Source organism: Brachybacterium sp. GCM10030268, from assembly GCF_042666305.1.
In the GTDB taxonomy this organism is placed as follows: Bacteria; Actinomycetota; Actinomycetes; order Actinomycetales; family Dermabacteraceae; genus Brachybacterium.
Genome location: NZ_JBHTCW010000001.1, coordinates 602533 through 629180, shown reverse-complemented (window position 1 = coordinate 629180; position 26648 = coordinate 602533). Strand labels below are relative to the sequence as shown.

24 protein-coding genes and 1 tRNA gene are annotated in these 26648 nt (G+C 70.2%); 11 read left to right on the top strand and 14 right to left on the bottom strand.

From position 1 onward, the window contains the following. Positions 1-54: 54 nt before the first annotated feature. The 3 genes from ACFQRD_RS02865 (at position 55) to ACFQRD_RS02855 (ending at position 2613) form a co-directional block, all read left to right on the top strand. On the top strand, positions 55-1818 hold the full coding sequence (locus tag ACFQRD_RS02865; protein ID WP_377016057.1) for a potassium channel family protein: 1764 nt from the start codon (positions 55-57) through the stop codon (positions 1816-1818). A gap of 29 nt (positions 1819-1847) precedes the next feature. Continuing rightward, a complete protein-coding gene (locus tag ACFQRD_RS02860) occupies positions 1848-2324 on the top strand; it encodes a peroxiredoxin (RefSeq protein WP_377016059.1) in 477 nt (158 codons plus the stop codon). A gap of 200 nt (positions 2325-2524) precedes the next feature. Next, a tRNA-Ser gene (locus ACFQRD_RS02855) sits at positions 2525-2613 on the top strand. A gap of 69 nt (positions 2614-2682) precedes the next feature. Here the strand turns inward: ACFQRD_RS02855 and ACFQRD_RS02850 are convergent. Then, positions 2683-3477, bottom strand: a complete 795-nt coding sequence (locus ACFQRD_RS02850) for a GntR family transcriptional regulator (protein WP_377803475.1) — start codon at positions 3475-3477, stop codon at positions 2683-2685. 311 nt (positions 3478-3788) lie between these two features. On the opposite strand from ACFQRD_RS02850, the gene ACFQRD_RS02845 reads away from it, so the two are divergent. From ACFQRD_RS02845 to ppc, 5 genes are all read left to right on the top strand, one after another. Then, the gene (locus tag ACFQRD_RS02845) at positions 3789-4715 is read left to right on the top strand and encodes a transporter substrate-binding domain-containing protein (protein ID WP_377016063.1); all 927 of its coding nucleotides are present in this window, start codon (positions 3789-3791) and stop codon (positions 4713-4715) included. Between the two features lie 130 nt (positions 4716-4845). Continuing rightward, positions 4846-5601, top strand: coding sequence for an ectoine/hydroxyectoine ABC transporter permease subunit EhuC (ehuC, locus tag ACFQRD_RS02840; protein ID WP_377793441.1), 756 nt, complete (start codon positions 4846-4848; stop codon positions 5599-5601). After that, complete coding sequence (gene ehuD / locus ACFQRD_RS02835; RefSeq protein ID WP_377016067.1) at positions 5598-6239, top strand: ectoine/hydroxyectoine ABC transporter permease subunit EhuD; 642 nt, start codon at positions 5598-5600, stop codon at positions 6237-6239. Before ehuC ends, ehuD begins: the two co-directional genes overlap by 4 nt. A gap of 109 nt (positions 6240-6348) precedes the next feature. Further along, positions 6349-7086 carry an ectoine/hydroxyectoine ABC transporter ATP-binding protein EhuA gene (ehuA, locus tag ACFQRD_RS02830; protein WP_377016373.1) on the top strand — a complete coding sequence of 246 codons (738 nt, stop codon included), beginning with the start codon at positions 6349-6351 and terminating at the stop codon, positions 7084-7086. A gap of 136 nt (positions 7087-7222) precedes the next feature. Continuing rightward, entirely contained in the window at positions 7223-10057 is a 2835-nt protein-coding gene (ppc, locus tag ACFQRD_RS02825; protein ID WP_377016069.1) for a phosphoenolpyruvate carboxylase, read from the top strand. A gap of 83 nt (positions 10058-10140) precedes the next feature. Here ppc and ACFQRD_RS02820 read toward each other — a convergent pair whose 3' ends face one another. From ACFQRD_RS02820 to ACFQRD_RS02810, 3 genes are all read right to left on the bottom strand, one after another. After that, positions 10141-10332 carry a hypothetical protein gene (locus ACFQRD_RS02820; RefSeq protein ID WP_377016375.1) on the bottom strand — a complete coding sequence of 64 codons (192 nt, stop codon included), beginning with the start codon at positions 10330-10332 and terminating at the stop codon, positions 10141-10143. A 439-nt stretch (positions 10333-10771) separates the two neighbouring features. Next, positions 10772-11884, bottom strand: a complete 1113-nt coding sequence (locus ACFQRD_RS02815; protein WP_377016071.1) for an App1 family protein — start codon at positions 11882-11884, stop codon at positions 10772-10774. A gap of 6 nt (positions 11885-11890) precedes the next feature. Continuing rightward, a complete protein-coding gene (locus ACFQRD_RS02810; protein ID WP_377016073.1) occupies positions 11891-12376 on the bottom strand; it encodes a GNAT family N-acetyltransferase in 486 nt (161 codons plus the stop codon). 171 nt (positions 12377-12547) lie between these two features. Between ACFQRD_RS02810 and ACFQRD_RS02805 the strand changes: the two genes are divergently transcribed. Next, positions 12548-13066 (top strand): protein tyrosine phosphatase, encoded by a 519-nt coding sequence (locus ACFQRD_RS02805; protein WP_377016075.1) that lies wholly within the window; start codon positions 12548-12550, stop codon positions 13064-13066. A 598-nt stretch (positions 13067-13664) separates the two neighbouring features. On the opposite strand, the gene ACFQRD_RS02800 is transcribed toward ACFQRD_RS02805, so the two are convergent. From ACFQRD_RS02800 to ACFQRD_RS02775, 6 genes are all read right to left on the bottom strand, one after another. After that, on the bottom strand, positions 13665-13817 hold the full coding sequence (locus tag ACFQRD_RS02800; protein ID WP_377803493.1) for a hypothetical protein: 153 nt from the start codon (positions 13815-13817) through the stop codon (positions 13665-13667). Between the two features lie 1079 nt (positions 13818-14896). Then, on the bottom strand, positions 14897-16534 hold the full coding sequence (gene pgm, locus ACFQRD_RS02795; protein ID WP_377803492.1) for a phosphoglucomutase (alpha-D-glucose-1,6-bisphosphate-dependent): 1638 nt from the start codon (positions 16532-16534) through the stop codon (positions 14897-14899). A 205-nt stretch (positions 16535-16739) separates the two neighbouring features. Continuing rightward, complete coding sequence (locus ACFQRD_RS02790) at positions 16740-17510, bottom strand: hypothetical protein (RefSeq protein WP_377803474.1); 771 nt, start codon at positions 17508-17510, stop codon at positions 16740-16742. 89 nt (positions 17511-17599) lie between these two features. Continuing rightward, on the bottom strand, positions 17600-18616 hold the full coding sequence (locus ACFQRD_RS02785) for an anion permease (RefSeq protein WP_377016081.1): 1017 nt from the start codon (positions 18614-18616) through the stop codon (positions 17600-17602). Next, complete coding sequence (locus tag ACFQRD_RS02780) at positions 18617-19204, bottom strand: hypothetical protein (RefSeq protein WP_377016083.1); 588 nt, start codon at positions 19202-19204, stop codon at positions 18617-18619. It lies immediately after the preceding gene. Positions 19205-19507: 303 nt separating this feature from the next. Then, positions 19508-20134 (bottom strand): hypothetical protein, encoded by a 627-nt coding sequence (locus ACFQRD_RS02775; protein ID WP_377803473.1) that lies wholly within the window; start codon positions 20132-20134, stop codon positions 19508-19510. A gap of 218 nt (positions 20135-20352) precedes the next feature. Here ACFQRD_RS02775 and ACFQRD_RS02770 point away from each other — a divergent pair, with 218 nt between their 5' ends. Further along, positions 20353-21018, top strand: coding sequence for a PH domain-containing protein (locus ACFQRD_RS02770; protein ID WP_377803472.1), 666 nt, complete (start codon positions 20353-20355; stop codon positions 21016-21018). A gap of 93 nt (positions 21019-21111) precedes the next feature. Here ACFQRD_RS02770 and ACFQRD_RS02765 read toward each other — a convergent pair whose 3' ends face one another. Next, the gene (locus tag ACFQRD_RS02765) at positions 21112-21804 is read right to left on the bottom strand and encodes a hypothetical protein (RefSeq protein WP_377803471.1); all 693 of its coding nucleotides are present in this window, start codon (positions 21802-21804) and stop codon (positions 21112-21114) included. A gap of 310 nt (positions 21805-22114) precedes the next feature. Here ACFQRD_RS02765 and ACFQRD_RS02760 point away from each other — a divergent pair, with 310 nt between their 5' ends. Continuing rightward, on the top strand, positions 22115-23281 hold the full coding sequence (locus tag ACFQRD_RS02760; RefSeq protein ID WP_377803470.1) for an ROK family protein: 1167 nt from the start codon (positions 22115-22117) through the stop codon (positions 23279-23281). A 42-nt stretch (positions 23282-23323) separates the two neighbouring features. Here ACFQRD_RS02760 and ACFQRD_RS02755 read toward each other — a convergent pair whose 3' ends face one another. From ACFQRD_RS02755 to ACFQRD_RS02745, 3 genes are read right to left on the bottom strand one after another with little or no spacing between them, the layout of a single operon-like run. Continuing rightward, positions 23324-24742, bottom strand: coding sequence for an ABC transporter substrate-binding protein (locus tag ACFQRD_RS02755; RefSeq protein ID WP_377016093.1), 1419 nt, complete (start codon positions 24740-24742; stop codon positions 23324-23326). 11 nt (positions 24743-24753) lie between these two features. Beyond that, positions 24754-25722 carry a carbohydrate ABC transporter permease gene (locus tag ACFQRD_RS02750; protein ID WP_377016095.1) on the bottom strand — a complete coding sequence of 323 codons (969 nt, stop codon included), beginning with the start codon at positions 25720-25722 and terminating at the stop codon, positions 24754-24756. Between the two features lie 11 nt (positions 25723-25733). Then, entirely contained in the window at positions 25734-26648 is a 915-nt protein-coding gene (locus tag ACFQRD_RS02745) for a carbohydrate ABC transporter permease (protein ID WP_377803469.1), read from the bottom strand.

Here is a 26648-nt window from a genome sequence, read left to right as displayed (position 1 = left end):
GTGCGGGGAGAGGCCCCGCAGCGTCGGAGCCGAACTGTTCTCGAGAGGAATCGCATGGGCGCGTGGAAGGCGGAGCGCAGGCGCGGGGACCGTGTCCCGATCGCCCGTCGGCGATCTCGCGCCGGTGTGGTGATCGTGGCCATCGGGCTCGCGATGGTGGTCGGCTACGCCGCCCTGTTCAAGGGCCTCATGCACATCGAGGGGCAGGAGCACTCCTGGGTCAGCGCCGTGTACTGGGCGATCACGACCATGTCGACGCTCGGCTACGGCGACATCACCTTCGACACGGACCTCGGGCGCCTGTTCTCCCTGGGCGTCCTGCTGAGCGGTGTCGTCTATCTCCTGGTCCTCGTCCCGTTCTTCGTCATCCAGTACATCGTCACCCCGTGGCTGGACCGTCGCCGCACCTCGCGCACCCCGCGCAAGGTGCCGCCGCAGCTGCACGGCCATGTCCTCCTGGTCGGCTCCGACGCCGTCACCCAGGCCTTCGCCGCTCGCGCCGAGCGCTCCGAGGTGCCCGCCGTCGTCGTGCTCGAGGACCCGATCGAGGCAGGGCAGCTGCACGACCAGGGCCGCCACGTCGTCGTCGGCCCCCTCGACTCCGCCCTGACGTACCGCAACGCCGGTGCCGACCGGGCACGGCTGGTGGTCTCGACGCTCTCGGACACCGCGAACACGAACGTCGCCTTCACCGTCCGTCAGTGCGCGGGCGACGTGCCGATCGCGGTCACCGCCAGCAAGCCCGTCTCCGTGGACGTGCTGGGTCTGGCCGGCGCCGACCACGTCCTCGAGCTCGGAGCCGTGCTGGGTCAGGAGATGGCCGGCCGTGTGCTCGGCTCCACCGGGCGCGTCCACCGCATCGGCAGCTTCGGGGACACGATCGTCGCCGAAGCCGCCGCGCGCGGCACCGCGCTGGTCGGCAAGACGCTCGGAGAGGCGATCTCCAAGCTGCGCTCGTGCGTGCGCATCCTCGCGATCATGCGCAAGGGCCGGCTGCGCCCCCTGAAGCCCGAGCTGAAGATCACCGACACCACCGTGCTGATCCTCGCCGGCGAGAAGGACGAGCTGGCCGCCTACGACGAGCAGTTCCAGGTCCAGGAGCAGTCCGAGGATCCCGTCATCATCATCGGCGGCGGCCGCGTCGGCCGTGCCGCCTCGCGCGGACTCACCGACGAAGGCGTGCCCAACACCATCGTCGAACAGCTCCCGGGCCGCGTGCAGAACTCGTACTCCGCCCTGGAGGGCACGGCCAGCTACGACGTCGTCGAGGGCGACGCCGCCGACGTGCGGATCCTGCGCCGGGCCGGGCTCGACAAGGCCTCCGCCGTGCTGGTCACCGCTCGCGACGACGACCTGAACGTCTATCTCACCCTGTTCTGCCGGCGGCTGCGGCCCGAGCTGCAGGTCGTCTCCCGCGCCACCTACGAGCGCAACGTCGCCACCCTCTATCGCGCCGGCGCCGACGGGGTGCTGTCCTACGCGACCATCGGCGCCACCGACCTGTGGAACCACGCCGGGCTCAGCCACCGCGTGCTGGTGGCCGAGGGCAACGAGCTGTTCCTCGTGCCGCGGCCGTCCTCGCTGGTGCGGCGCTCGGTGCGCAACTCCGAGGTCCACCGCCGCACCGGCTGCCTGATCGTCGCTGTCGCCGACGAGGACGGCACCCTGAGCTACGACACCGAGTCCATTCCCTCGGCGCCCGGCAAACTGCTGCTGCTCGGAGACCGCCACGCCGAGCGCCGCTTCCGCGAGACGTACCTCGGGCGGCGCCGTTCCCGCGGGAGCGGCCGCGACGGGCCGGCCGGTCCGCGCCGCTGACGCCGCCCCGACCACCTCCCAGGAGAGACATGCCTGCCGCACCCGTGAAGCTCGCCGTCGGCGACGCCGCTCCCGACTTCGACCTGCCGACCGCCGGGGGAGGCCGAGTCAGCCTGGCCGAGCTGCGCGGGGCCCCGGCGCTGATCTGGTTCTACCCCGCGGCGAACACCTCGCTGTGCACGACCCAGGCCTGCGACCTGCGCGACAACCATCAGCTGTTCCTCGACGCCGGATACCGCGTGGTGGGCATCTCTCCGGACCCGGTGCCGGAACTGGACCGCTTCGTCGCCGAGCAGGACCTGCCGTACACCTTGGCCTCGGACGAGACCCACGAGGTCATGGAGGCCTACGGCGCCTGGGGCGAGAAGAACATGTACGGCAGGCTCGTCGAGGGGACGATCCGCTCGAGCTTCGCGATCGATGCCGACGGGATCCTCACGTTCGTGAAGTACCGCGTCGGCACGCCCAAGCACATCACGCTGCTGCGGGAGAAGCTCGGGCTGTGAACCGGCAGAGCAGCTGTGAACCGGCAGCACAGGATTCGTGCGGCACGTACGCGGCCCAGCGGGATCGGTGCGCCACCGACGTCGACGTGACAGGGATCGTCCGTGCGCCGGTGTGACGTGATCGGTGCGCTGTCGCTTTGGCGCACTCCACGTGCTCCCGTATGCTGTATCGGCGTGCCACGCCGCGAGCGTGCGCACCAGGAGACGTGGCAGAGCGGCCGAATGCGCTCCCCTGCTAAGGGAGTAGGCGACTAAAATCGCCTCGGAGGTTCAAATCCTCTCGTCTCCGCCCAAGAAAAGGGCCCTTCACCTGCGGTTTTTCCGCCGGGAAGGGCCCTTCTCATGCCTCCGTCCCCTGTCAGGCCGGCCCGCCCTCGCCGATCGTGGTCCACTCCGGGCCGGAGCTCTCGAGCAGGTCCGGGTCGCGCACCAGGTCCTCGTCGGCGCCGGCACGCAGCCGACCGGCGAGCTCCTGCAGCGATTCGCGCAGCAGGGCGCGGGCTCGCGAACCGTCTCCCGAGGAGAGCGCGTCCAGCAGGGCCTCGTGCGTGGCGGTCAGATCCGCGCGCACGCCGAAGCCCAGGGGATCGGAGAAGCTGCCCATCCGCGTGAGGATCACGATGGTGTTCATCGCGGTGCTCAGGAAGCGGTTGCGGGCGATCTCGGCGATCTGCTGGTGCAGGTCGAGGTCCGCGTTGCCGGCCTCGATGACCTCCTCGGCGGCCAGGGCGGCCCGGCTCCGTTCCATCGAGACCCGCAACGGCGACAGGAGCGCCTCGGCCGCCTCCGGCTTCCCGGCCTCCCGCAGACCGGCGACCCGATCGGCGACGATCGTGGCGGCCTGCATCTCGATGCCGAGGCGGTAGTCGATGAAGTCCGACATGGTCTCGGCGTCCATGTGCGTGACGAACAGACCCCGCCCCGGGATCTGGGTGAGCAGCCCGTCGCGCACCAGGCGCTGGCACGCCTCTCGCAGCGAGGAGCGAGAGATGCCCATCTGCCGCGAGACCTGGACCTCCGGGACCCCATCGCCCGGCCGCAGATCGCCGTAGTAGATGGCATTGCGCAGTTCCAGCTCCGCCTGATCGATGATCGAGGGCCGGCGCAGCGGCTGCATCATCGGCAGCCGGACCCCCTCGTGCCGAGTGGTCATCGCCATCCTCCTGAACTACGCATGGTCACTTCCGCGATGGACATCGTATTCGCCCGTCGGGCCTGGTCGGAGCGCGCCAAAGGCACTGCCCCGGTGCTCGCGCGATGCCCCCGCTGAGCGGGTCCGCACCTCGCGATCCGGCGCGGACGCGGCCCGTCCCTCGGGTCACGACACCATCACGATACGTGGCCTGACCCGCGAACGTCCCTCCCTCACCCCTTAGCGTGGACTGCGATCCGATATCCAAACAGCAGGTTGTCCGACAATCTGAGCGCTCGCGACGCCGTGGGCGCAGTGAGAGGGAGCACTTCATGCACAATCGCCGTACTTTCTTCCAGGGGAGCGGTCTCGTCGTGTCGGCCGCGGCCCTCGGCGGCCTCGCCGCCTGCAGCCGCACCGACACCGGAGGCAGCGGGGACGGCGGTTCCGGCGGCGGCAGCGAGAGCGGCGGCGACCTGCTCAAGCAGCTGCAGGATGCCGGCACGATCACGGTCGGCTTCGCCGGCGAGGCCCCCTACAGCTTCGAGGAGGGCGGCGACCTGCAGGGCGCCACCGTCGCCATGCACCGCGAGATCTTCGGGGAGCTCGGTATCGACACCGTCGAGGGTGTCCAGACCGAGTGGAGCTCGCTGATCCCGGGCCTGAACGCCGGCCGCTTCGACATCATCAGCGCCGGCATGTCGATCCTGCCCGAGCGCTGCGCCGAGGCCGCCTTCGGCGACCCTGAGTTCCAGTACACGACGGCACTCATGGTCCCGGACGGCAACCCCGAGGGGCTCGAGAACATGCAGTCCTTCGTGGACACCGATCTCACGGTCGCCACCATGTCCGGCGCGGTCGAGGCCGGCTACGTCGAGTCGCTGGGGCTGAACGGTCTCGAGGTGGGCGGCCCGCAGGACGGCGTGGACGCCGTCAACAGCGGCAACGCCGACGCCTTCGCACTGACCGCCATCTCCCTGAATTGGCTGGCCGAGAACTCCAACATCGACGTCGAGGTCACCGACAGCTTCGTTGCGGACATCGACGGCGAGAAGCAGTACGGCGCTGGTGCGACCGTGTTCCGCAAGGACGACACGTCCCTTCTGGAGGCCTACAACGAGAAGCTGGCGGAGATCGTCTCGGATCCGGAGCGCTACCTCTCCATCGTGGGCGAGTACGGGTTCACCGAGGGCGAGCTGCCGCCCGAGGAGATGACGACCGAGATGCTCTGCGACGGCGATCTCTCCGCCCTCCAGTGAGGCTTCTTCCGGTGAGCCGCGGCGCCCGAGGCCCCGCGGCGGGACCGGTGCGACTGCCTGGGTCCGGGCGCGGTTCCCCTCATGACCGCCCCCGGGCCCGTCCATGCTGCGCGCCGGAAGTGATGCACCCATGAACGACTTCTTCGAGAACTTCGGGGCCAACACCGAGTTCATGATCTCCCGCTGGCCCCAGATCCTCGACGGCATCTGGGTCACCGTCCAGCTCACGGTGCTCGGGGCGCTCGGCGCCCTGCTGGTCGCCCTGACCTTCGGCCTGGCTCAGACGGTCAAGTACGCCGTCGTGCGCGGGATCGCGCGGGTATTCATCGAGTTCTTTCGCGGCACCTCGCTCGTGGTCCAGCTCTTCTGGTGGTTCTTCGTGCTGCCCCAGCTGGGCTGGGAGCTGACGCCCCTGTTCTGCGGCGTGCTCGCCCTGGCCCTGAACTACGGTGCCTATGGTGCCGAGGTGGTCCGCGGCTCGGTCGGCTCCGTCCCCAAGGGGCAGTACGAGGCGATCAGCGCGCTCAGCCTGAGCCCGGTGCGCGGCATGTTCCGCGTCATCATCCCGCAGGCGTGGGCTCTGATGATCCCCTCGCTGTCGAACCTCTGGATCCAACTCCTCAAGGGAACCGCGATCGTCTACGCGATCACCCTGTACGACCTCTACTACCAGGTCGATCGGCTGCGGCAGACGACGGGCACCTGGTACGCCTTCGGCTTCGCGCTGCTGGCCTACTTCGTCATCGCGTGGGTGCTGGTGATGATCATGAACGCCCTGGAGATCGACGCCAAGCACCGCATCGGCCGCGGGCCGAGCCTCACCCACTCGCTGGGGTCGCTGTTCAGGTCCAATGCGCGCAGCGCGACGGGAGGGGGTGCAGCATGACCTTCTGGGACTGGGGACACGCGTGGGCATCCCTGCCTGCGCTGCTGGACGGCTTCAAGATCACCCTGCTGGCCACTGTGCTGGGCACGCTCATCGCCGCGGTGCTGGGCCTGGTGGTCGCTATCCTGCGCCGCAGCCTGCCGGCGATCGGGCGCGCCCCGGTGGTCGCCGTGGTCGAGTTCATCCGGATGACGCCGCTGGTCGTGCAGCTGGTCTTCGCGAACCTGGTGCTGTCGCAGTACTTCGACACACTGACCATCGGCATCTGCGTGCTGGGCATCCACTACATGACCTACATGGCGGAGGTGTACCGCGCGGGGATCGACTCGGTGGCCAAGGGCCAGTGGGAGGCGGCGACCGCGCTGTCGCTGCCGCGCGCCCGCACCTGGCGAGCGGTGATCATTCCGCAGGCGATCCGCAACACGCTGCCGGCCCTGGGCAACTACGCGATCTCCATGTTCAAGGAGACGCCGTTCCTGACCGTCATCTTCATCGGGGAGATGGTGCGCGAGGCGCAGCAGTACGGCGGCAACAACTTCCGGTACACGGAGCCGCTGACGCTGGCGGCCCTGATCTTCCTGGCCGCGAGCTACCCGACCTCGCTCCTGATCCGACGACTGGAGAAGAAACTTGCCTGAGAACAACCAGCACCCCGGCGCCCACAGCGGCGGCCTCCAGCAGGGCGTGCCCGACGGCGCCCTGGCGGCGGGGTCCGCTCCGGGCGCCCCGCACATCGAGTTCCGCGACGTGGTCAAGCGGTTCGGGGACAACACCGTGCTGGACGACCTGAACTTCACCGTCTCGCAGGGCGAGCGCGTCACACTGATCGGGCCCTCGGGGTCCGGCAAGACGACGATCCTGCGTCTGGTGATGACCCTCGAGGAGCTCAGCGGCGGCTACATCCACGTGGGCGGGCAGCCCCTGCAGTACGAGGAATCCGGCGGCAAGCGTGTGCGGATCCCCGACCGTCAGCGGCGCCGCATCACCCAGCACATCGGCATGGTCTTCCAGCACTTCAACCTGTTCCCCAACATGACGGTGCTGGAGAACATCACGGAGGCCCCGATCCACGTGATGGGGCTGTCGAAGGCCGAGGCCGCCTCGAAGGCGGAGGGGCTGCTGGACAAGGTCGGCCTGGCCGACAAGAAGAACGCCCGGCCCTCGCAGCTCTCCGGTGGCCAGCAGCAGCGCGTCGCGATCGCGCGTGCGCTGGCCATGGATCCCGAGATCCTGCTGCTGGACGAGGTGACCTCCGCGCTGGACCCGGAGCTGGTCGGCGACGTGCTCGCGGTGCTCAAGGACATCGCCGCGGAGACGGACATCTCGATGCTGATCGTGACCCACGAGATGCAGTTCGCCCGGGACGTCTCCAACCGCGTGATGATGTTCGACCAGGGATCCGTCGTCGAGGAGGGTCACCCGGAGAAGATCTTCAGCGAGCCGGAGAACCAGCGTACGCAGGACTTCCTGCGCGCCGTGCTCTGACCCGCACCGTCCGCCGATCGGCCCGTACCGTGCTGCTGGGACGCTCGCGGTAGTCTGTGCCCGTTCGTTCCGCGCCGAGGCGGTCGCCCCAACTGCCGGCGGCCGTTCCCACGCGCCGCCGACCTCAGGAGGCCCCGTGCCCGAATCTGACGCCATTGCCGTCCCGACGTTGACGAGCGAGTTCCCCGTCGTCGGCGATGATCCGCATATCGATGCGCCGCTGCGTGCCACCGTGCGGCGTCTGTCCACGCTGCTGGGACGCACTCTCGCCGACCAGCATGGACAGGAGCTGCTGGACCTCGTCGAGCAGGTGCGCAAGCTGACCAAGGATGCCAAGGCCTCCGACGTCGAGGCCGACGCCCGCGACGTCCAGAAGCGCCTGGCGGAGCTGCCCCTGGAGCAGGCCACGGCACTGACCCGCGCCTTCACGCAGTACTTCCTGCTCGCCAACGCGGCCGAGCAGGTCTACCGGGTCCGGGCCCTGCAGGAGCGCCCCGCCGCGGACTCCTGGGTCCCGCGCACCGTCCGCGCCGTCCACGACGAGCTGGGGGCCGACGGTCTCCAGCAGGCGGTCGACTCACTCGATGTGCGCCTGGTCTTCACCGCGCACCCCACCGAGGCCTCCCGCCGCGCCGTGCTGACCAAGCTGCGCCGCATCTCCGACCTCCTCGAGGAGGAGACCGAGGAGGACACTCCCGAGCGCCGGCGCCAGGACCGGGATCTCGCCGAGCTGATCGAATCTCTGTGGCAGACGGACGAGCTGCGCCGCCAGCGGCCCACCCCGCAGGACGAGGCCCGCAACGCCCTGTACTACCTGCGCCAGATCTACCGCCAGACGATGCCGGAGATGCTCGATGACCTCCGCGACGAGCTGCGCGCCCACGGCGCCGAGCTGCGTGACGGTCAGGTGCCCCTGCGCTTCGGCTCCTGGATCGGCGGCGATCGCGACGGCAATCCGTACGTCACCGCCGAGGTCACCCGCGAGGTGCTCGCGCTGCAGGCGGAGACCGCGATCGACATCGCCATCGAGGCCATCTCCGATCTGATTCTCGATCTGTCCGTCTCCAGCGCCCTGACGGGCGAGGACGAGCAGCTGCGCGCGAGCCTGGCCGAGGACCTCTCGCACGGCGGCGATGTCGACGTCGACGAGATCCAGCAGGAGATGTACGACGAGGAGCCCTACCGGCTCAAGCTCGGCACCATGCGGGCCAAGCTGCGCGCGACCCGCGAGCGGATCCGCTCCGGGGCGCCGCACGTGCCCGGCAAGGACTACGGCGACAGCGAGGATCTCCAGGCCGACTTCCGCGTCCTGCGCGAGGCCCTGCACCGCCACCGTGGGGTGCGCGCCTCCGACGGCGCCCTGGCCATCACCCAGCACGTGCTGGCCGGCTCGGGCCTGAACCTGGCGGCGCTGGACGTGCGCGAGCACTCCGAGAAGCACCACGAGGTCCTCGCCCGGCTCTTCGACCGCGTCGGCGAGCTGGACCGCCCCTACGCGGAGCTCAGCCGTGCCGAGCGCACCACGGTGCTCGCCGCGGAGCTCGCCAGCCGGCGACCGCTGGTGGGATCGGCGATCACCGAGGACGAGACGATCCTCGACGACGCCACGCGCACCACCTACAACGTGTTCCGCGAGATCCGCGGTGCCCACCGGCTGTACGGGACCTCCGTGATCGAGACCTACATCGTCTCGATGACCCACGGGGCCGACGACATCCTGGCCGTCGCACTGCTGGCCCGCGAGGCCGGTCTGATCAGCATCCCTGGCGGGGACGAGAACCGCGCCGACATCGGCTTCGTGCCGCTGCTGGAGGAGGTGGGCGAGCTCCGCGCCGCCGGCGAGATCCTCGACGAGCTGCTCAGCGATCCCTCCTACCGCGAGATCGTGCGCCTGCGCGGGGACCGCCAGGAGGTCATGCTCGGCTACTCGGACTCCAACAAGGACTCCGGCGTGATGACCAGCCAGTGGGAGATCCACCAGGCCCAGCGCCGCCTGCGCGACGTCTCGGCCCGGCACGGGGTCACCCTGCGCCTGTTCCACGGTCGCGGCGGTTCCGTCGGCCGTGGCGGCGGCCCGACGTACGACGCGATCCTGGCCCAGCCGTACGGCGTGCTCGAGGGCGAGATCAAGTTCACCGAGCAGGGCGAGGTCATCTCCGACAAGTACACGCTGCCCACGCTGGCCCGGGAGAACCTGGACCTGTCACTGGCCGCGGTGCTGGAGGGCTCGGCGCTGCACACGGAGCCGCGCACCACTCCCGAGCAGCTGGAGCGCTTCGGCGACACCATGCAGACCGTCTCGGACGCCGCCTATGCGCGCTATCGCACTCTGGCGGATGATCCGGACCTGCCCGAGTACTTCGTGACCTCCACCCCGGTCGAGCAGCTGGGCGAACTCAACATCGGGTCCCGGCCGTCCAAGCGCGCCACCTCCGACAAGGGACTGGATGGACTGCGGGCGATTCCGTGGGTGTTCGGCTGGACGCAGTCACGCCAGATCGTGCCGGGCTGGTTCGGCGCCGGCTCCGGTCTGAAGGCGGCGCGCGAGGCGGGGCTGGAGCCGGACCTGCACGACATGCTGCGCAACTGGCACTTCTTCCGCACTGTGATCAGCAACGTGGAGATGACGCTGGCGAAGACGGACATGCAGATCGCCGCGCACTACGTGCATTCGCTGGTGCCGGAGCGGCTGTGGCACCTGTTCGATCGGATTCGCGAGGAGTATGAGCTGTCGGTCGCCGAGATCGAGCGGCTGACCGGGGTGCTGGGCCTGCTGGACAACCAGCCGGTCCTCAAGCGCACGCTCGCCGTGCGTGACCGCTACCTCGACCCGATCTCCTACATGCAGGTCGCGATGCTCCAGCGGGCCCGGGCCGTCACCGCGCGCGGCGAGGAGCTCGACCCGGACCTGCAGCGGGCGCTGCTGACCACCATCAATGGTGTGGCCGCCGGCCTGAAGAACACGGGCTGAGCTTCCGGCGGCCGCTCACTCGGGCGGCCGCCGAAGCTCTCCGTCGCCTCGAGATCCCGCGGGTTCGCGACTGCCGAGGTCGTTCAGCGCTTCGGCAGCGGGCGCTCCATGACGTCCATCTCGAGGTCCTGCACCGCCAGGTCGTCCGGATCCCCGGGGAAGGGGACGGCGGTGCCGGTGCGGACGAATCCGTGCCGCTGGTACCAGGCGTGCAGCTCCGGGCGCTCCTGAAGCACCTGGATCACCAGGACCGCCACGCCCGCGTTCGCGAGCAGCGCCGCCTGCGCCTCGAGGAGCCTGCCGCCGAGGCCCTGACCCTGAGCGGGGGGTGGACGGCGAACAAGCCCAGTTCAGCACGTGAGAGCTGTTCGCTGCCGGTGGCTGATCCGGTCTCCGTGCGGGTGTAGCAGCAGCCCACTAGCTCCCCGTCGGCCTCGGCCACCAGCAAGGTCACGGCGGGATCGGACAGCATCGTGCGCACCTCGGCCTCGTCTGCGCGCGCTCCGCGGACGAGGTGGGCCTCGGTCGTCCAACCGCCCTCACCTCGGTAGGCCGCCTGGACGACGTCCACGATCGCCGGGACATCGCCCGTGCGGGCGTCGCGGATCTCCAGGGCAGTACTGGCAACGGTGCCCGCCTGCGGCCCCGGCGCTCGGGGCGTGTCAGCCCGCCCCTGCCAGGCGCTGTTGCGGGTTCGAGATTGCTGAGCGTTCATCAGAGCACTCCATGGCGGTCCAGCTCGGCCAGCAGGCCGTGCCCGTCGGGTGCCTGGACCGTCAGCGGCGCCTCACCCGCGTGGCGATACTGCTCCAGCGGCCGCAGGCTTCCGTGGGCCAGCAGCTGCTCGGACTCGGTCAGGCGGCGGATTGCGATCGCCTCCACCAGCTCGGGGCGGCGGGCGGAGAAGGAGGCGTAGATCGACGGATCGTGCTGGCCGTCGTCGCCGACGAGGATCCACCGCATGTGCGGGAAGGACTCGGCAAGTCGCTCGAGGGCCTGGACCTTGTGGTCGCGGCCGGAGCGGAACAGGCCGGTGTTCGTCGGGCCCCAATCGGTCAGCAGCAGCGGCCCGTCGGGGTAGCCGTTCTTGTACAGGAATCGTTTGAGCACGGGGAACACGTTCCAGGCGCCGGTGGAGAGGTAGACGACCGGCAGGGAGGGATGGCGCCGGGCGATGCGCTGGTACAGCATCGGCATGCCCGGAACGACCTGCCGTGTGGACTGGTGGACGACGAAGGCATTCCAGAACGCCAGTAGCGGCCGCGGCAGCCAGGTCACCATCACGGTGTCATCGATGTCGCTGACCAGACCCACGCGCGCCTCCGGGGAGAACACGGTGATGTCGGCGGTGACCTCGTTGCCCGGGACCGTCCACAGCACTGCGCGGTGGGTGCCCGGCTCCAGCGCGACGTCGAACTCCGCGTCGACGATGCCGGTGCGGTCCGCCCGCACGCGGAACTGACGGTCACCGATCAGGACGTGGACGGTGCGGTTCGGCGCCACCTGGCCGGCGAAGTTGCGCCAGCCGCGCACCGCCATGGTCCGCATGTCATGGACAGGTTGGTCGTGGAAGTCCGCCGGGGTGCCGGGGGAGGCGTAGAGGACCTTGGCCAGCACCCGCACCCGGCCGGAGGTTCCGTACCCATGGAAGGGCTGCAGTCGCAGATCCCAGCCGAGCCGGCGCAGGGCGCTGCCGACCGTGACGTTCTTGGCGTCCTCGAGCCGGGCGGCCCAGTGGGGGCGGCCCCGGTCCGATCTCGCCCCGACGGTGCGCAGCACGGCGCGCGGGGAGGGGACGCGGGAGACCACGCGCCGCGAGAGGGACACCGGGCCTCAGAGGGCGCGGGACATCTTCAGCCAGGCACCATCGGGATCGTCCTCGACGACCTCCCACCGATCACCGGTGTCGACGAAGCCGAGGCTCTCGTACAGCGACTGGGCGACCTCGTTGCCGGGGCCGACGTACAGCGTGACCGTGTCCGCCCCGTCCTGGCGGGCCCAGTCGAAGACGGCCTCGGCGAGATTCTGGGCGATGCCGGACTTGCGGGAGTTGGGGGTCACCCACATCGCCTGCAGCTCGCGCTCGTTGTCGGGGGAGTCCTCCTCGTGGCGCGCGGCCACGACAGCGACCGGCTGCCCGTCCTCGACGGCGAGGAACCAGGCCGCATCGCGCACGCGCTGCTCCCACACGGAGTCCTCGTACGTCGACTCCGTGTCCCAGCTCTGGCCGAAGGCGGCCGGGTCGGTGCTGAGAGACCGGAGCCGGATCTCGCGCACCAGCGGCCAGTCGTCGTCTTGGGCGCGGATGATGTCGGCCATCGCTGTCCTCCTGAGCCGTCGTTGCGTCGTCACGGGCCATCGTGCCCTGGTGATCATGCCCTGGCGAATACGCCGGCGCGGGCCCGTGGCACCGCAAGCACTCCCTCGAGCATTGTAGAGGCCATGGCGAATCGGCGCTCACAGCCGCTGATCGTTGACACAATGGCGCTCATGACGTCCCTCCGAGTCCTGACCGTGTGCACCGGCAATGTCTGCCGATCCCCGGCCGCTGCCGTGATGCTGCGGGAGGCGATCCGGGCCGAGGGGCTCGAGGACAGCGTCGAGGTGGGCTCCGCCGGCACCAGTTGGGAGGCGGAGGGGATGCCGATGGACGACCGCACCGAGCTGGCGCTCGAACATGCCGGGTACACCCGTCCCTTCGAGCACACCGCGCGCACCATCCATCTCACCGAGATGATGGTCTGGGATGTCGTGCTGCCGATGACGGCCGAGCAGGCGCAGGCGCTGCGCCGCATGGCGGACCAGCTGCCCGAGGACAGGGCGGCGCCGGAGATCGTGCTGTGGCGGCGCTTCGATCCGACGGCGGCTCCCGAGCTGCTCGAGACGGATATTCCCGTCCCGGATCCGTGGTACGAGGGCCAGGCGGCCTTCGACCGCACGATCGTGGAGATGGAACGCAGCGTGCCCGAGATCATCGCGCACGTACGGGAGGTTCTCGCCCGGCGCTGAGCCGTCGGGTCCGGGGTACGCAGGGAACGGCTGCCCCGGCGAGGCGTTCGCCCCAGGGTCTCAGCGTCCCGCGCGCTTGGTTCCGCTGACGGAGGCCGCGCGCCGGCTCTGCCACGTGGCGCCGACGAAGCCGGCCGTGGTGAGGAAACCGATGCCGAGTGCGATGATCAGCACCTGCCGCATACGGCCGAACGCCGAGTTCTCATCATTCGAGGAGATGGCGTTGAGCAGCTGGACGACCGGCCCACCCTCTTGCGCGGCCGACGCCGGCTGCGGCTCGGGTGGTGGCGGAGGGCTCTGATCGCCGTTGCCGCCATTCACCTCGGACGTCTCCGGTTCCTCCGACGGGTCTTCGACCTCGGTGGTGCCCGACGAGGTGGATTCGGTGTCCGTGGTGTCGGTGGTCTCCCTGGTGTCCTGGGCGTCGGAGCTGGATGGCTCCTCGCTGGGCACGGCCGGAGCCGGCTCAACAGGTTCCTCGTCCTCCGGGCGGGCGCGCTGAGCCGGCTCCTCGGAGGGCTCCTCCGATTCCTCGGTGGTCTGCTCTTCAGTGGACGGAGTGTCCTCGCCCTCGCTCTCGGACGGGGCGGGGTCCTCTTCAGACGTGCCGGGCCGTTCCGATGGCGTCTCGTCCGTGGGCTCGGTCGAGGGAGTCGCGCTCGAGGATTCCTCGGGAGTCGGGTCGTCGGTGCTCGGTTCCTCGGAGGTTGGCTCTTCGGGCGACGGTTCCTCGGAGGTTGGCTCCTCGGATGACGGGTCGCCAGGAGAGGGCTCTTCGGAGGTCGGTTCCTCGGTCGGCGCCGGAGAGGGAGGCTCCGTCTGCGCCGGGGTGCTCGTCCGTATGGGCTCCGGACCATCCGAGGGCGGGTCGGTCTCGTCCGTCGCGCCGGCGTCGCCCGTCGAGTTGTCACCGTCGGCACCTGTCGCGTCGGCGTCGCCGGTTGAGTTGTCGCCGTCGGTGCCTGTCGCGTCGGCGTCATCGGTGGCGCCATCATCGGTGGTGCCGTCACCGGTTGCGGGGTCTGTGTTCCCGTCGGTGCCGTCGGTGCCGTCGGTGTTCGAGTCGTCTCCGTCGGTGCCGTCTGCGCTCGAGTCGCCACCGTCAGTGTTCGAGTCGTCGCCGTCGGCAGTGCCGTCGCCGTCCGTTGCGTCGCCCTGGTCGGCGGAGCTTCCGTCGCCTGCGTCCTCGGAGCTGCCATCGCCATCGCAGTCGACGAGCTCGTCGGCGGCTTCGCACAGGCCATCGACGAGACCCGAGTCCCCGTCCGGAACGGGGTCCTCCTCGCCGGGCGTCTGGTCCCCGGAATCACCAGGCGGCTGGTCACCGGATTCGTCCGGCACCGGGTCAGCGTCGTCCGGGGCGGTGTCGGGTGGCGTGAGCTCGGTGTCGCCGGGATCGGCAGTCTCCGAGCCAGGGGTGGTCGGATCGTCGATGTCGACCGTTCGCAGAGGGTTCTCGGCAGAATCGCCGTCGTCCGCCATGGCCGGGAGCGTCGCGGTGGGGAGCGCGATGGCGAGGGCAGCGGAACATGCACAAAGGCGTGTTCGCAGTCGCATCAGCGCGGTCCCCCTCTCCTGGTCGCTGCCCCGTGGGGGCGTTCGACGTCATCTTCGGTGGGTCCGGCCGAGCATATTACCCTACCGAACTTTTACCTTCCCGGATCATCCTCCAAGCCGAGGGGCGGGGCGCGCAAGGGCTTGTGGATGGCGCCACCCTAGGGTGATGGGCGCAATATTGACCGTGGCTTTACGTATCCTTGACTGGTCACCTGCGGAAATGCTGAGACCGACCGCGCATGCTCCCAGGGCACGGCGTCACAGGGCGAGACGTCACTCGGCGAGCGCGTCGTCCACGAGCGCCTTCGCCGCGTCCTGGACCTGCGCGAGATGCTCCTCGCCGCGGAAGGACTCGGCATAGATCTTGTAGATGTCCTCGGTGCCGGACGGGCGCGCGGCGAACCACGCGGACTCGGTGGAGACCTTCAGCCCGCCGATGGCTCCGCCCGACGGGGCCTCGGTGATCGCAGAGACGATGGGCTCGCCGGCCAGCTCGGTCGCGGTGACCTGGTCGGCGTTGAGCGCCTTCAGCTTCGCCTTCTGCTCCCGGTCGGCCGGGGCATCGACCCGCGCGTAGGCGCTGGCGCCGAACTCCTCGACCAGCTCGGCGTGCAGCGCACTGGGGGAGCGGCCGGTGACCGCGAGGATCTCCGAGGCCAGCAGGGCGAGGATGATGCCGTCCTTGTCGGTCGTCCATACCGACCCGTCGCGGCGCAGGAACGAGGCGCCCGCGCTCTCCTCCCCGCCGAAGCCGACGGAGGAGTCGATCAGTCCGGGAACGAACCACTTGAAACCGACGGGCACCTCGAACAGCTCGCGGCCGAGGGACGCGGTGACGCGGTCGATCAGGCCGGAGGAGACGAGGGTCTTGCCGACCTTCGCCCCGGCCGGCCAGTTCGGGCGGTGGGCGTAGAGGTAGTTGATCGCGGTCGCCAGGTAGTGGTTGGGGTTCATCAGGCCGGCGTCGGGGGTGACGATGCCGTGCCGATCGGAGTCGGCGTCGTTGCCGGTGGCGATGTCGAACTCGGAGCGCTTCTCGAGCAGGGACGCCATCGCCCACGGGCTCGAGCAGTCCATGCGGATCTTCCCGTCCCGGTCCAGCGTCATGAAGGACCACTGCGGGTCGACCTCGGGGTTGACCACGGTGAGGTCCAGGTCGTGCAGCTCGCCGATCTCGGCCCAGTAGTCCACCGCCGCGCCGCCGAGGGGATCCGCACCGATGCGCACCCCGGCCCGGCGGATGGCGTCGAGATCCACCACGCTGGAAAGGTCCTGGACGTAGGTGTGGAGGTAGTCGTAGCGGCCCGCATCCTGCAGGGCCTTCTGGCGCCCGTGGCGCCGTACCCCGCGCAGCCGGTCCGCCAGCAGCTCGTTGGCGCGGTCCGCGATCCAGCCGGTGGCCTCGGAGTCGGCGGGGCCGCCGTGCGGCGGGTTGTACTTGAATCCGCCGTCGCGCGGCGGGTTGTGGCTGGGGGTGACGACGATCCCGTCGGCCCGACCCGGGTCGCTCGCGGAGCGGTCGCGGTTGTGGACGAGGATGGCGTGGGAGACGGCGGGGGTGGGGGTGTACCCGTCCATCGTGTCGACCTGGGCGACGACGTCGTTGCCGGCCAGCACCTCCAGCGCCGTGTCGAAGGCGGGTCGCGAGAGAGCGTGGGTGTCCCGGCCGATGAACAGCGGACCGCGGATGCCCTGCCTGGCGCGGTACTCGACGATCGCCTGGGTGGTGGCGGCGATGTGGTCCTCGTTGAACGCGGTGTCGAGGGAGGAGCCGCGATGACCGGAGGTGCCGAAGCTGACTGCCTGAGCAGGATCGGCGGGATCCGGATGGAGGTCGTAGTACGCGTCCAGGAGCGCATCGACGTCGACGAGATCCTCGGGAAGGGCCTTCTGGCCGGCACGGGGGTGCATGCTCACCACTCCATCCACGGTTGCGGGGTCTGAGGTCACTCTAGGTCAGGGCGGCGCCGGGGGACCCGGCACGGGTCGTTCCCTGAGACGCGCGGTGACGGGACGGCACCGGCGACGGAGACGCCGCCACGAGGGGCGCCGGGACAAGCGGCACCGGGACAGGTGGCGCCGGGACAGGGAGCACCGGGGTCGTGGCGCGGCAGGTTCAGCCGCGCCGGGTGCGCACCAGCAGCACGATGCCCACGATGACCAGCACGAGGCCGGCCAGCCCGGCGAGCACGCCGATGATCGGTCCGATCAGCAGCGGTCCGGCCATGCCGAGCAGGCTGTACGGGCCGAGATACGCCGGGGCGTCGGTGCCGGTGCAGGAGATCGTCACCGCAGTGTCCTCGGTCGCGACGACGCCCAGCACCTGCTCGTACTCCCTTCCATCGCCGAACCTGGTGCGGCCGGAGGTGGGCACCGACGTGACGGCGTCCGAGCCCTCGGCGGTGCACTGCGCGTTCGCCGCATCCTCCGCGGGGACATAGACGATGACCATCTCGTTGGCGGCGACGTCGATCTCTCCGGTGCCGCCCTCGATCACAGCCGGCCCCTCGTCGGTATCGGCGACGATGGATCCGACGGACCACACGATGCCGCCGACGGTGGCCACGGGGCCGACGATCACCAGCAGGACCAGCCCGATGATCAGCGGCCACAGCCCGCGGCGCTTCGTGGGCCGTTCCGGCTGCGGCGGCTGCGGGGGCAGCGGCCCCGTCCTCGGCGCCGATCCGTCGGGAGCCCCCGGATCGCCGCCGTCACGGTCGAAGGGTCCGGCCGACGGGCTCGATGTGCCCCAGCTGTTGCCGGAGCCGGGAGCATCCGACCCGCTGCGCGGTCCCTGGCCGGGAGCCGGACCGGACGGGGCCGGGCCCGGAAGCCCATAGGTCGGACGCTTCCGCGGGCTGGGCGTCGAGGACTCGCCGTCGGACATCTGGACTCCTTCGCGATTCGGACGCCGCCCAGGATAGCCGCCGTTTCTCCGAGGAGCCCCGGCGCCGGCAGCCGCGGCCGCCGGCGGGCTCAGCCGATCTGCAGCTCGAGCATCACCCCGGACAGGGCGGCCGCGAACACGCCCGTCACCACCGGCGTGGTCAACCAGGTCACGACGATGGAGCGGGCGACCGCCCACCGGACGTGGCGCGGGCCCATGGCCACGCCCGCCCCGACCACGCTGGAGGCGAGGCTCTGGGAGCTGGAGATCGGGGACTCCAGGCCGAAGACGCCCAGCGTCATGAAGGCCACGGCCGAGGATTCCGCGGCCAGGCCCTGGGCGGTGGAGAGATCGGTCAGGCGCCGGCCGATGGTGCGGATGATTCGATGGCCGCCCATGAGCGTGCCGGCCGCCACGGCGACGGCCACGGGCAGCATGAGGGCCAGGGAGTCTCCGATGTGCAGGCCGGCGCTGGAGGTCGCGACGACGACCACGGCCAGGGGGAGGCGCGCGTCGCTGAGCCCGTGGCCGGTGGCCACCGCACCGGCGGAGACGGTCTGGGCGAAGCGGAGGTGCTCGATCCGCAGCCGCTCGCCCCTGCCCAGGGCGAGGATCCCGTGCATCAGCAGATAGGCGGCGAGAGCGGCGACCACGGGGCCCACCACGGAGACGACGAGGATCGCCGCCAGCCGGTCCCAGGCGGCGGCCGCGCCGATCGCGAGCGAGGCCCCGATGGTGCCGCCGTAGAACGAGTGCCAGGTCGAGGACGGCATCCCGTACCACCACGTGATGATCTCCCAGCTGAGCGTGGCGACGAGGATGGAGACCAGGGCCATCCCGAGCACATCGGGTGCCCCGCCGGCCTGCTCCGCCAGTTCGCCGAGCCCCAGCAGGCTGACGGCCCAGTGTGCGGTCACGGCGAGCAGCAGCATGCCCAGCAGGGCTCCGAGGAGGTTGAGGACCGCGGCCATGGCCAGCGCGGTCGACTCCTTCAGCGAGCGGGTCGTGATGGCCGTGGAGACCGCGTTCGAGGCGTCGTGGAAGCCGTTGACGTACGCCATGACCAGTGCCAGGACGAGGACGATCGCAAGCAGGGCCGGCGACACTCAGGCGTCCTTGACGCGCAGCAGATCCGCGAGCCGGGCGGTGTGCTCCTGCAGGGCGATGGTGCGGCCGACGGATTCGATCACGTCGTGCAGGGGCAGCACCTCGGTCATCGCGCCGCCGCGCTTGTAGACCTCGGCCAGGGACTGTCGCACCAGCCGGTCGCCCTGGCGCTTGAGCTTGCGGATCTGGGTGTAGTAATCAGCCAGCTCCTGCACCCGGCTCAGCGACCAGGTCGCCGTGACGGTCAGCTCCGAGGCGCGCTCGATGCCCGTGGCCGCCTCGAGCAGCGGAGCGGGCAGGGCGCCGACGCGCGAGAGGACCAGCAGCTCAGCGGTGTGGTTCATCGCATCGACGGTGTCCGCGATGGTCAGGGAGATGTCGTAGAGCAGCTCCGCCTCATAGGGCGTGATCAGCGAGCGCGCCAGACGCTGGGCGATGCGCCGGCCGAGCTCCTCGGCGCGGGTGGACTGGTCGTGCAGCTTCGGGGCGATGCGGGTGCGCTCGCGGTAGCCGTGGCCGACCAGCTTGGAATGGGTGTCGGCGGCCTGGACCAGGAGTTCGGCGAGATCGCCGAACAGGTCGTACATCGGGCGTTCGGTCCGCCGTGGGAAGAACTGCACCAACTCAGGCCGCCTCCCCGCGCCCGTCGGCGCAGTACCTGCATCCGCCGTGCCCGAGAGCGGGGCGCTTGCTGTCCGTGTGAAGCTGGGGCGCCGGACCGGGATGCGCCTGTCGGCGCGAAGGCCGCTCGAAGCGGCAAATGTTGGAGCCCGGGGCAACCGCGGCCCGGCGCCTGACCATCGTAGGACACGGCGGTCGGGTGGACGCAAGCAGGGCCGCGGCGGACATGGCGCGTGCCACGTCCGGCCGGATCCTGCCGGCCACGGACCTCAATCCAGCTGACCGGCCTCGGCGTGCCGTCCCGCGGCGGCCAGCTCCTCACCTGTCCGCAGCAGCCGTTCGGCCTGCCGGGTGCGCTCTTCGTCGCGGTCGTCGTCGGCCAGATGGGCGGTGCCGTGGGCGACGAGCGTGGCCACCGCTCCGGCCCGGGTCAGGGCCAGGGCGAGGTCGCCGGTGAAGGCACCGCGCAGGATCTCGTCCATCGTGCGACGCACCTGGTCGACGTCCGGCGGCTCTGCGAACCCGGAGAGGTAGCGCAGACCGGGAATGGTGCGGGAACCGGCGCGGTAGCGGTGGACGACGTCCTCGCTGTGGTGCTGGACCCAGGTATGCAGCACGTACAGGCGCCACAGTGCTCCCGGGAGGGTGGTGGCGGGCGAGCTCGACCACAGCGCGGCCAGGTCCGCGAGTCCGCCGTCGGCCGCGAGGTGCATCACGCGCTGGACCACCTCCGGGTCCGAGCTGTGGAAGACGCCGTCCAGCAGCGCCTGCGCGGAGTCGTGCGCCATCTCGGTCGAGGCCGACGGGTCCGGTTCTCCGGGGATGGCGTCCGCGGTGGCGGGGAACAGGGGGGCCGGGCGACGGAAGCGGGGAGAGTTCGATCCGTGGGAGGGCATAGACGAAACTGTACGCACCGTCCTGCCTGGACGCACGGGCCGATGGGAAAGGCAGACGGGGCGGGCAGACAGGGCGGGACGCAGGGGTCGACGGGCATGGCGCGGGCGGGCTCGAGCATCGAGGCGCATGGGTCCCGGGCGTGAGTGACGGGTGTGGGTCCCGGGCATGGGGAGAAGGGCCCATCGACCTGGTTCGCCGCGAGCATTAGCCTGGCTTCATGACCATTCCTCGGCAGATCGGCCCCGAGACGGGGCCGCGCACCGTGTTGCCCGACTACTCCCGCAGCAGTGCCACGGTCCAGCGGATGGTCTCGGACCTGTCGGGCGCGAAGCGCGGTCGTCAGACCGCTCGTCACGGTGGCGGAGAGATCCGAGCGCTGTTCCCGGCCGCCGCGACCCGGGATACGGCCGTGCGCGCCGTTGTGTCCGCCGCCGCCCTGGGGACGGCGCTCGTGCTGGCGGCGATCGGCGTCGCGCTCTGGCTGACGGTCGAGGAGGGCCACTCACCGGGGATCGGCCGGTTGCTGATCATGCTCTGCGTCGCTGTGGCGGCTCTGGTCCTGGGCCTGCTGGGACTGCGCTTCGGGGCCGTGGCCCTGGGGACGGCCCGTTCCCGCGTGGAGATCACCGAGGCCGGGCTGCGGGTGGTCGGCGCCGTGCGAGCCCGGGAGGTGCCGTGGGAGCAGATCCTCGCCGTCGAATCGCGGGTCGTCCACCCCGTGCACTGGCTGACAGCAGCGCTCCGACTGCGTGACGGCTCCCGCGTGGTGATGCCCGCGTTCGATCGCCACATCTGGACCTATGGTCAACCCTCTGGGCAGGACATCCGCTCCCTGCGCCGGGAGCTGCACCGCCGGCAGCGGGCGAGCGCCGGCCCGCTGTGAACGGCTGCGGCACGGAGCCGTCGGCACTCTGAGCCCGCGCCTGCGAGTCCGGGCCGGCGCTCTGAGCCCGGGCCTCCGGCGGCCGGGATCGCCTCAGGCGTCAGGAGCCGAGGGCGCACGGCTGATGCCGTCCTCCCACAGCAGCCGGACCGCCTCGCCGATGTCCTCGCGGGCGACGTCGGAGACGTTCAGGATCCCCTCGTCGTCCAGCGGCAGATGGCCGATCCGCCATGTGCGGTCCTGCTCGGTGTGGAACATCATCGGCACCGCCTGGTCAGGGGCGGAGATATCGGTGCGGCGCAGCGACACGGTGCGCTCGTGGCCCTCGTCGAGGAAGGCGATGACGATGTCGGCGACAGAGGCCGGTACATGCGAGCGGTCGGGCAGCGCGGAGACCGCGAAGGAGTCCAGCTCGTCCTGGGTCAGCATCAGGATCGCGTCGTTCGCCTTGATCACGAACGCCATCCGCATCGCCTCGCCCTCGGCCAGCGCGATGCCCAGCCACCGATCCGCGGCGGTCAGGGCCGTCGCCACGACCTGCCCCTCCTCGCCCAGCACCCACTGTCCATCGGCGGAGCGCTCCACCTTGCCGCGCGCCCGCAGGCCCGAGGTGACTGCCGCGGTCACGAACTCCCGGGCCTCCTCGGGAGCGCTGCGCAGCCCGATCTGCTCCCGCGTCATCGCACCGTTCTCGGTCGCGCGCAGACCGAGCATGAACTCGATCTCGTAGGCCGTGTAGATGGTGATCTGCTCGTCCGTCGCGGTGCCGGCAGTCGTCTCGCTCATGGAATCCCCTCGATGCTCGGTCCCGGGGCGCTGGCTCGCGCCGGGGTCGTTGACACCGGAAGCATGTCAGAGACCGGGCCCAGGACGCACGTCTCTGCCCGTCGGCGCGCACGGAACCAAGGGCGCCGCCTCAGCGTGAGCACGTCGAGTCAGAGTGAGCGCACGGCGCAGCCGGCGCTCTGCACGGCGTCGGTCAATGCCTCGCCCCGGATCATGGACCGAAGCCTCTCGATGTCCTGGTGGACCGGCCGATCGCGCCCGATCAGGACGTTCTCGCCGCTGCGTGCCGATCGGGCGATAAGGTCGCAGAATGACGGAGCGAGGCGCGGACCGAGAGGCGGGATCGCTCGCGGTCGATGATCTCGGCAGTGACAGCGTCCGCGCGGTCTACCGCGATCTGCTGCGGTTCGGGCCCCGCTCTCGCAGCGAGCTGACCTCCCGGCTCGGGCTGTCGGCCCCCACGGTCACCCGGGCGACACGCGAACTGCTGGACGCCCACCGTCTGCGTTCGCTGGAGAGCGTCGTGCGCCCCAAAGGGCGCCCGCACCAGCCCCTCGACATCGAGGAGAACCTCGGCCCTCGCTTCATCGGGGTCAAGGTCACCGCCGACGAGATCCACGCCATGGTCACCACGGTGCGCGGCAACGCTCTCGAGACCCTGGTGCTGCCGTTGGCCGATACCTCGCCCGAGACCGTGCTGACCTCGATCGCGACGCCCGTCGCCGCTCTCGCCGAAGCGCATCCCCGCCTGACCGTGGTCGGGGTCAGTCTCGGCGGCCGCGTCGCCGATCGCCGCACCGTCCTCTCCTCCACCCTGCTGGACTGGAGCGAACCGGTGGAACTCGCCGCGGCGCTCGAAGCGCGCCTGGACCTCCCGGTGGTCGTCGAGAACGACCTGCTGGCGATGGTCCACGGGCTGCACTGGTTCGGCATCGGCCGCGCGTATCGTTCCTTCGCCGTGCTCACGATCGGTGCCGGGGTGGCGATCGGCACCGTCCTGGACGGCCGGGTGGTCGAGGGGCACACCCGCCTGGCGGGACTGACCGAGCGGCTCCCCGTCGGCCTCGACCGGGACGGCGCGCTGCTGACGGTCGGCCGGGCGGCCCGCACCGACCAGGTGCTCGCGCGCGCTCGCGAGGCGGGGATCCTCACCGCCGAGCAGGGCGTGGACGATCTGCGCCGGCGCGTGGCCGACGGTGACCGGGACGCCCTCGATCTCGTCCGGGGCCTGGCCCGCGCGCTCGCCTCCACCGCGGCCACCATCACCGCCCTGGTGGATCCCGAAGCCATCGTCCTCGGCGGGGAGACCCTCGACCTGGTCCGAGCCGCCGATCCGCTCTTCGAGGACGTGCTGCGCACCGACCTCGCCCCGGCCCAGCGCGACATCGTGGTGCGTGACCTGTCGGGCGACTTCGACGAGTGGGCACGGGGCGCAGCCGTGATCGCCATCCAGGAGTTCGTCGGCCCCGACGCCTGATCCGCGGGCGGCGGCGGCCGGGGCCGGGGCCGGGGCCGGGAGTCACTCGAACAGAGCGTTGACCCTCTCGTTGTACGCGGCGAAATCCGCCCCGTCGATCCGCCGCATCCAGCACTGGTCGAACGCCGGCTGCATGATCGACATGATCGAGGCGGAATTCTCCACCAGCGGGTACAGGCCCGTCTCGCCGTTCTTCACGCGGTCGGTGAACGGAGTGACGTCCAGCCCGTCGGCGGCGTAGCTGTCGATCGCGGTCTGCGTGCCCACATCGGTGGAGGGGAAGAACGGGGCGCGCTCGCCGATGATCCGCTGGGCCTCATCGGACGCGAGGTAGGCGATCAGGCGCGCCGCCTCCTCCTTGTTCTCCGACTGCGCGGAGATCGAGTCCCCGAGCCCGTTGAACATCGAGACCGGGTGCCCGAGCGGCCCGGCCGGCAGCGGGGCGATGCCGAGGTCGATGCCCTCGACGTTGTTGTAGGTGGTGATCATCCAGGAGCCGTCCGTGGCCAGGGCGGAGGAGCCGGACTGCAACTGGGTCTGGGGAGGGCTGGAATCCCCGAACGTCCCGAACGGAGCCATGAAGCCCTTGTCGACCAGCCCGAAGTACCAGTCGATCGCGGCCACGAAGCGCTCGTCGTCGTAGTTGAATCGGGTTCCCCAGGTCTCCTCATCGGTGAACGTCCATCCGGTCATGAGCGCGAAATGCCCCCACGTGGTCTGGCCGACGTAGTCGGTTCCCGGCGCCACGGCCAGGCCGTACCGGGCCACGTTCGCCGGATCGAAGCCGTCCTGGTCCCCGCGCACGCCGTTGGCGTCCACGCTCAACCGCGCCAGCATCTGTTCGAAGCTGCCGCCGTCCTCGGGGTTCCAGTCCAGGTCCTCCAGGTCCTCGGGGCTGAGCCCCTCCTCCTCGATCATGGCGCGGTCGTACATCACGGCGATCGTGTCGTAATCCTTGGGGATCCCGTAGCGCGCACCGTCCGGGCCGGTCCACAGCTCCTGCAGGCCCTCCTGGAACCGGTCGGCCGGCAGGTCGTCGAGGGGCCCGATCCCGTCCAGCGGCGAGATCACACCGAGCTCGAGGAACTCGGGATACCGAGCCAGGTGATCCGCGAAGGCGTCGGGGCCCGCTTCGGCCACGAAGCTGGCCGTCAGCTTCGTCCAGTAGTCCTCCCAGCCCAGCTGGGTCACCCGCACGAAGACGTCGGGGTTCTCCGCCATGAAGGCGTCGATCGCCGCGGAGTAGGCGGGCAGTTGGTTGGCATCCCACAGCCAGTAGTCGATCTCGGTGGCGCCGGCGGGGGCAGCGACACCTCCGCACGCGGTCAGCGTGCCGGTGCCGGCGGCGCCTGCGGCGAGGGCAGCTGATCCCTGCAGCAGACGGCGGCGGCTGACGGCACCGCCGCCGCGGGCCGCGGACGGGGTGCGGGAGACGGGGTCGCGGTGGTTCCTGATACTCATGCCGGGGTACCTCACTTGATGCCGCTGAAGCCGATGGAATTGACGATCTTCTTCGCGAACAGCGCGAACAGGATCAGCATGGGCGCGGCCGCCACCAGGGTCGCCGCCATCAGTCCGGACCAGTCGGGGCCGGTCCCGGGGGCCTGCGCCCGGAAGACGCCGAGGGCGACGGTGAGCACTCGGGACTGGTCGGTGTAGGAGACCATCAGCGCCCAGAAGTACTCGTTCCACGCCGTCATGTACGTCAGCAGGGCCAGCGTGGCCAGCGGGGCGCTGGACATCGGCAGGATGAGCGTGAAGAACACCCTGACCTTGCTGGCGCCGTCGATCAGAGCGGCTTCCTCGACCTCGCGGGAGATGTTGTTGAAGAACTGGCGCAGGAAGAAGATCGCGAAGCTGGAGATGAACAGGGTCGGCAGCATGATCCCCAGCAGCGTGTCCACCAGGCCCAGGTTCTTGATGAGGATGAAGTTGGGCAGCAGCGTGAAGATCTGCGGGATCATCAGCGAGCCCAGGAAGATCATGAACACAGTGTCCCGCCCGCGCCAGTGCAGACGCGAGAAGGCGTAGGCGGCCATCGCGCACGAGAACGTCTGGACCACGGTGATGGTGGTCGCGACGATCACCGAGTTCAGCAGGTAGCGCCAGAAGTTGATCGAGGCGCCCGAGCCTCCCTCGGAGATCGCGGTCTCCACGTCCTGCATGCCGAAGACTCGTTCGAAGCCGCCGGTGTTCAGGCCCACGGGAAGCAGGCTGGCCGGATCGGTGCCCAGGGCATTGTTGCTGGAGAGCGCTGTGCGCAGCATCCAGTAGAAGGGGAACAGGGTGATCAGCAGGAAGATCACCATCACGGCCCAGGCGAGGATCTTGCCCCAGGGGATGCCGCGGCGGGGCCTCGTGATGGCGGAGTCGGCGGCGCGCGGCCCGGTGGGGGAGCCCTCGCGGACGTCGTCGGTGACCGGATGCGGTGCGGTGGTCATGATGTCCTCCCTCAGTCCAGGTCCGACTGGCCGGCACGGGTCATGCGGTATTGGGCGAAGGTGATCACCATGAGGATCACCAGCAGCGCCATGGACAGCGCCGCGGCGTACCCGAACTGGTACTGGCCGAAGGCGTTCTCGTAGATGTACATCTGCAGCACCTTCGAGGCGTTGGCGGGGCCGCCCTGGGTGGTCACCGAGACGGTGTCGAAGACCTGGAAGGACCCGATGATCGACATGATCAGCACGAGCGCGAGGATCGGTCGCAGCAGGGGCAGCGTGATCCGGCGGAACAGGCTGATCTCACCGGCCCCCTCGGTGCGGGCGGACTCGTAGAGGTGTCCGGGGATCGACTGCAGTCCGGCGAACAGCAGCAGCGCGGTGTACCCCATGTGGCGCCACACGTTGACCAGCGCCACGGTGGGGATCACCCAGGTCTCGCTGGACCAGAACGCGACCGGATCGAAGCCGATCCACTGCAGGAAGATGTTGAAGATGCCCAGCTGGGTGTCGAGGATCCACAGGAAGACGATCGCCGCGACGACGTTCGAGACCAGGTACGGGGCCAGCACCAGCGAGCGCAGGATCGTGGACTGGGTCAGGCGCTGCATGAGCACGGCGATCATCAGCGCCACCACGGTCTGGACGCCGATGTTGATGACCACGTACAGCACCGTGACCTTCAACGAGTTCCAGAACACCGGGTCGCTGAGCATGGCCCGGTAGTTCTCCAGCCCCACCCACGTGGGCGGGGTCAGCGTGGTGTACTCCGTGAAGGAGTAGTAGATCCCGGTCAGCAGCGGCCACACCAGGAACACCAGCAGGCCGACGGAGGCCGGCGCGATGAACAGCAGCGCCAGCTTCGTATCGTCCGGATGCCGGCGGCGGGTGGGGGCCGACCGCGTCGACGTCGTCGCGGTGGACAT

Coding starts and splice junctions, on each gene's coding strand:
- ACFQRD_RS02865 (WP_377016057.1), top strand. CDS start 55: ATGGGCGCGTGGAAGGCGGAGCGCAGGCGCGGGGACCGTGTCCCGATC.
- ACFQRD_RS02760 (WP_377803470.1), top strand. CDS start 22,115: ATGACGGAGCGAGGCGCGGACCGAGAGGCGGGATCGCTCGCGGTCGAT.
- ehuD (WP_377016067.1), top strand. CDS start 5,598: ATGACCTTCTGGGACTGGGGACACGCGTGGGCATCCCTGCCTGCGCTG.
- ACFQRD_RS02810 (WP_377016073.1), bottom strand. CDS start 12,376: ATGGCCGACATCATCCGCGCCCAAGACGACGACTGGCCGCTGGTGCGC.
- ACFQRD_RS02770 (WP_377803472.1), top strand. CDS start 20,353: ATGACCATTCCTCGGCAGATCGGCCCCGAGACGGGGCCGCGCACCGTG.
- ACFQRD_RS02850 (WP_377803475.1), bottom strand. CDS start 3,477: ATGACCACTCGGCACGAGGGGGTCCGGCTGCCGATGATGCAGCCGCTG.
- ACFQRD_RS02765 (WP_377803471.1), bottom strand. CDS start 21,804: ATGAGCGAGACGACTGCCGGCACCGCGACGGACGAGCAGATCACCATC.
- ACFQRD_RS02755 (WP_377016093.1), bottom strand. CDS start 24,742: ATGAGTATCAGGAACCACCGCGACCCCGTCTCCCGCACCCCGTCCGCG.
- ehuC (WP_377793441.1), top strand. CDS start 4,846: ATGAACGACTTCTTCGAGAACTTCGGGGCCAACACCGAGTTCATGATC.
- ACFQRD_RS02750 (WP_377016095.1), bottom strand. CDS start 25,722: ATGACCACCGCACCGCATCCGGTCACCGACGACGTCCGCGAGGGCTCC.
- ACFQRD_RS02860 (WP_377016059.1), top strand. CDS start 1,848: ATGCCTGCCGCACCCGTGAAGCTCGCCGTCGGCGACGCCGCTCCCGAC.
- ACFQRD_RS02805 (WP_377016075.1), top strand. CDS start 12,548: ATGACGTCCCTCCGAGTCCTGACCGTGTGCACCGGCAATGTCTGCCGA.
- ACFQRD_RS02780 (WP_377016083.1), bottom strand. CDS start 19,204: ATGTACGACCTGTTCGGCGATCTCGCCGAACTCCTGGTCCAGGCCGCC.
- ACFQRD_RS02845 (WP_377016063.1), top strand. CDS start 3,789: ATGCACAATCGCCGTACTTTCTTCCAGGGGAGCGGTCTCGTCGTGTCG.
- pgm (WP_377803492.1), bottom strand. CDS start 16,534: ATGCACCCCCGTGCCGGCCAGAAGGCCCTTCCCGAGGATCTCGTCGAC.
- ACFQRD_RS02775 (WP_377803473.1), bottom strand. CDS start 20,134: ATGCCCTCCCACGGATCGAACTCTCCCCGCTTCCGTCGCCCGGCCCCC.
- ACFQRD_RS02745 (WP_377803469.1), bottom strand. CDS start 26,648: ATGTCCACCGCGACGACGTCGACGCGGTCGGCCCCCACCCGCCGCCGG.
- ACFQRD_RS02790 (WP_377803474.1), bottom strand. CDS start 17,510: ATGTCCGACGGCGAGTCCTCGACGCCCAGCCCGCGGAAGCGTCCGACC.